The organism is Streptomyces sp. KLMMK, assembly GCF_036961605.1.
Taxonomy (GTDB): domain Bacteria; phylum Actinomycetota; class Actinomycetes; order Streptomycetales; family Streptomycetaceae; genus Streptomyces; species Streptomyces telluris.
The window spans coordinates 1-4366 of the sequence record NZ_JBAMDC010000482.1 but is presented as its reverse complement, the minus strand read 5'-3'; the positions used below and the strand labels follow the sequence as shown (position 1 = coordinate 4366).

General features: G+C 76.7%; 1 protein-coding gene. It reads left to right on the top strand.

Annotation, left to right across the window (positions count from 1 at the left end; all coding sequences use genetic code 11):
• On the top strand, positions 1 to 4366 hold a 4366-nt coding region (locus tag V7793_RS34095; RefSeq protein WP_336013567.1), incomplete at both ends, for a type I polyketide synthase.

The following is a 4366-nucleotide window of genomic DNA, read 5'->3' as shown; positions in this document are numbered from 1 at the left end:
GTCGCGGCCGTCCTGCGGCACGACGGCGCCGCCGCCGTCGACCCGGACAGGGCCTTCACCGAGACCGGCTTCGACTCGCTGTCGGCCGTCGAGCTCCGCAACCGGCTGAACACGGCGACCGGGCTGCGCCTGCCCGCCACCCTCGTCTTCGACTACCCCACCCCGCAGATCCTGGCCGGTCACATCCGCGACACCCTCTTCGGGACCGCACGGGAGACCCTGCCGCAGCCCACGGAGCTCCCCGCCGCGGCGGACGAGCCCATCGCCATCGTCGGCATGAGCTGCCGCTACCCCGGCGGCGTGCGCTCGCCCGAGGAGCTGTGGCAGCTGGTCGCCGACGGCGTCGACGGCATCGCGGCCTTCCCCGGGGACCGCGGCTGGGACGCCGACGCGCTCTACGACCCCGAGCCGGGCACGCCCGGGAAGACGTACGCCCGCGAGGGCGGCTTCCTCTACGACGCCGCCGAGTTCGACGCCGGCTTCTTCGGCATCAGTCCGCGCGAGGCCGTCGCCATGGACCCCCAGCAGCGCCTGCTGCTGGAGGTCTCCTGGGAGGCGCTGGAACGGGCGGGCATCGACCCCGCGGCCGTCCGCGGCTCGCGCACCGGCGTGTTCGCCGGCGTGATGTACCACGACTACGGCACCTGGCTGACGGAGGTGCCCGAGGACGTCGCCGCGTACTTCGGCAACGGCAACCTCGGCAGCGTCGTCTCCGGCCGGGTCGCCTACGCGCTCGGGCTGGAGGGACCGGCCGTCACCGTCGACACGGCCTGCTCGTCCTCGCTGGTCACCCTGCACCTCGCGGCGCAGGCCCTGCGGCAGGGCGAGTGCTCCCTGGCCCTGGCCGGAGGCGTGACCGTCATGTCGACCCCCGACACGTTCGTGGACTTCAGCCGGCAGCGCGGCCTGGCCGCCGACGGCCGCTGCAAGTCCTTCGCGGCCGCGGCCGACGGCACCGGCTGGGGCGAGGGCGTCGGCGTCCTGGTGGTGGAGCGGCTCTCCGACGCCCGCCGCAACGGCCACCGCGTCCTGGCCGTCCTCAAGGGAAGCGCGATCAACTCCGACGGCGCCTCCAACGGCCTGACCGCCCCCAACGGCCCCTCCCAGCAGCGGGTGATCCGCGCCGCCCTGTCCGGCGCGGGGCTGACCGCCGCCGACGTCGACGCGGTCGAGGCCCACGGCACCGGCACCACGCTCGGCGACCCGATCGAGGCCCAGGCCCTGCTCGCCACGTACGGGCAGGAGCGGCCGGCGGACCGGCCGCTGCGGCTCGGCTCCATCAAGTCGAACATCGGTCACACCCAGGCGGCGGCCGGCGTCGCCGGTGTGATCAAGATGGTGATGGCGATGCGCCACGGGGTGCTGCCCCGGACGCTGCACGTGGACGCCCCCTCGGACCAGGTGGACTGGTCGGCCGGAGCGGTGGACCTGCTCACCGAGGCCCGGCCGTGGGAGCGGGACGGTCGCCCGCGCCGGGCCGGGGTGTCCTCGTTCGGCATCAGCGGCACCAACGCCCACGTGATCCTGGAGGAGCCCGCAGCCGAGGATTCCGCAGCCGAGGAGGCCGTACCCGAAGCGGGGATGACCGGGCCCGGCGAGGCCCAGGCCCCCGCGCTCGTGGCGCTGCCCGTCTCGGCCCGCGGCACCGCCGCCCTGCGCGGCCAGGCCGCGCGGCTGCTGCCCCTGACCGGCACCGGAGCCGGCACCGAAGTGGCCGACCTGGGCCTCGCGCTGGCGACGGCCCGCACCGCGCACCGGGACCGCGCGGTGATCCTGGCGGCCGACCGCGCAGAGGCCGAGGCCGGCCTCGCCGCGCTCGCGCAGGGAACGTCCGCGCCGGGCCTGGTCACCGGCTCGGTCACCGAGGGCGGGCTCGCGTTCCTGTTCTCCGGCCAGGGCTCGCAGCGGATCGGCATGGGCCGTGAGCTGTACGAGGCCTTCCCCGTCTTCGCCGAGCACTTCGACCGGGCCGCCGCGCTGCTGGACAAGTCGCTGGAACGGCCGCTGACCGAGGTGCTGTTCGGCAGCCCCGATGACGGTTCCGACCGCGCCGGGCTGCTGGAGCGGACGGCCTGCACCCAGGCTGCCCTGTTCGCCATGGAGGTGGCGCTGTTCCGCCTGCTGGAGTCCTTCGGACTGCGCCCGGACTGGCTGGCGGGCCACTCCGTCGGCGAGTTCGCGGCCGCGCACGTCGCGGGGGTCTGGTCGCTGGAGGACGCGGTGGCGGCCGTCTCGGCGCGCGGCCGGCTGATGCAGGCGCTGCCCGGGGGCGGCGCGATGGTCGCGGTGCGGGCGGCGGAGGACGAGGTGGCGCCCCTGCTGGACGGGCGGATGAGCATCGCCGCCGTCAACGGGCCGCGCTCGGTCGTGGTGTCCGGCGACGCCGACGCGGTCCTCGCCCTCGCGGAGGGCTTCGACAGGTCCAAGCGGCTGCGGGTCTCCCACGCCTTCCACTCGCACCACATGGAGGCCATGCTGGCGGAGTTCGGCGAGGTCATGGCCGGGCTCACCGCCGCCGACCCGGCCATCCCGCTCGTCTCTACGCTGACCGGCCGCCCGGCCGACGGCGCGGAGCTGCGCTCCCCGCAGTACTGGGTCCGGCACGTGCGCGAGACCGTGCGCTTTGCGGACGCCGTTGCCGCCCTGGAGGCGCAGGGCGTCACCACCTTCCTGGAGCTGGGCCCCGACGCGGTGCTCGCCGCGATGGGCCGGGACTGCACCGACGGCGCCGAGTTCGTGGCGGTCGCCCGCAAGGACCGGCCCGGGGTGCGCGAACTGCTCGGCGCCCTGGCCCGGGTCCACACCCGCGGCGCCGGCGTCGACTGGTCCGTGCTCCACGGCGGCCGCACCGGCCGGCCGGTCGACCTGCCCACGTACGCCTTCCAGCACCGGCGCTTCTGGCTCGACGTCCCCGCACGCAAGGGCGACGCGGGCGGGCTCGGCCAGAGCCCGCTCGACCACCCGCTGGTGGGCGCGGAGATCCGGATGGCCGCCTCCGGCGGCGTCATGCTGACCGGGCGGCTCTCCCTCGCCACCCACCCCGTGCTCGCCGAACACACCGTCCTCGGCACCGTGCTGCTGCCCGGGGCCGCGCTGGTCGACCTCGCGATCCGCGCCGGCGACCTGACCGGACGCCCCGTCCTGGAAGAGCTCACGCTCGAAGCGCCCCTGGTCATTCCGCAGCGCGGGGCCGTACAGCTCCAAGTGGTGGCCCAGGACGGCACCGCGGAGATCTTCTCGCGGCCCGAGGGCGCCGCGCCCGGCGCGGGCTGGACCAGGAACGCGACCGCGCTCCTCACCGACCGGGACGGACCGCGGCCGCGCTCCCTCACCGAATGGCCGCCGCCGGGCGCCGCCCCGGTCGGCACCGCCGGGCTCTACGACCGCCTGCAGGACGGCGGCTTCGCCTACGGGCCCGTCTTCCGCGGCGTCCGGGCCGTCTGGCGCCGCGGCGAGGAACTCTTCGCCGAACTCGCGCTCCCCGACCAGGCCAGGACCGAGGCCGCCGCCTACGGCCTGCACCCCGCGCTCCTCGACGCGGCCCTGCACGTCACCTCGCTCTTCGACGACGGGACCGCGGAGGACGACGGCCGGGTGCGGCTCCCCTTCGCCTGGGAGGGCGTCGCCCTGCACGCCACCGGCGCCTCGGCGGCCCGCGTCCGGCTCTCCCGCACCGGCGGCGAGGGTGGCGCGGCGGCCGGAAGCGTACGCATCGAGCTGGCGGACCCCTCCGGCCGGCCGCTCGCGACCATCGGGTCCTACGCGACCCGGCCCGTCGCGGCCGGGCGCCTGACCGCGGGCCGCGACGCGCTGTTCGCCGTGGAACAGGTGCCGCTGGCGCAGGCGCCCGCCGGGAGCGGCCGCGACCGCCGGTTCGCGGTGCTGGGCACTGACGACCTCGGGCTCGGCCTGCCCGCCTCCCCGGACCTCGCCCCGCTCGGCGCCACCGCGCCCGACGTGGTCCTCCTGCCCGTGCGGCCGGACTCCGGCGACGTGCCCGCGGCCGTACGGTCGGCCCTGCACGGCGTGCTCGGCGTCCTCCAGGAGTGGTCGAAGGACGAGCGGTTCGCCGCGGCGAAGCTCGTCGTGCTGAGCGGGACCGGACTCGCCGGGGCCCCCGTACGCGGCCTGGTCCGTGCCGCGCAGGCCGAGGACCCGGGCCGGATCGTCCTCGCCGGCACCGGCGGCGAACCGCCGTCCCTGACGGCGCTGGCCGCCGCCCTGGACTCGGGGGAGCCCGAAGTCGAGCTGCGCGACGGCGAGGTGCTGGTGCCGCGGCTGGCCGTGGCCGCCGCTCCGGACGGCGCTCCCGGCGAGCCGGACGACGCCCCGGACTGGGGCACCACGCTGATCACCGGCGGCACGG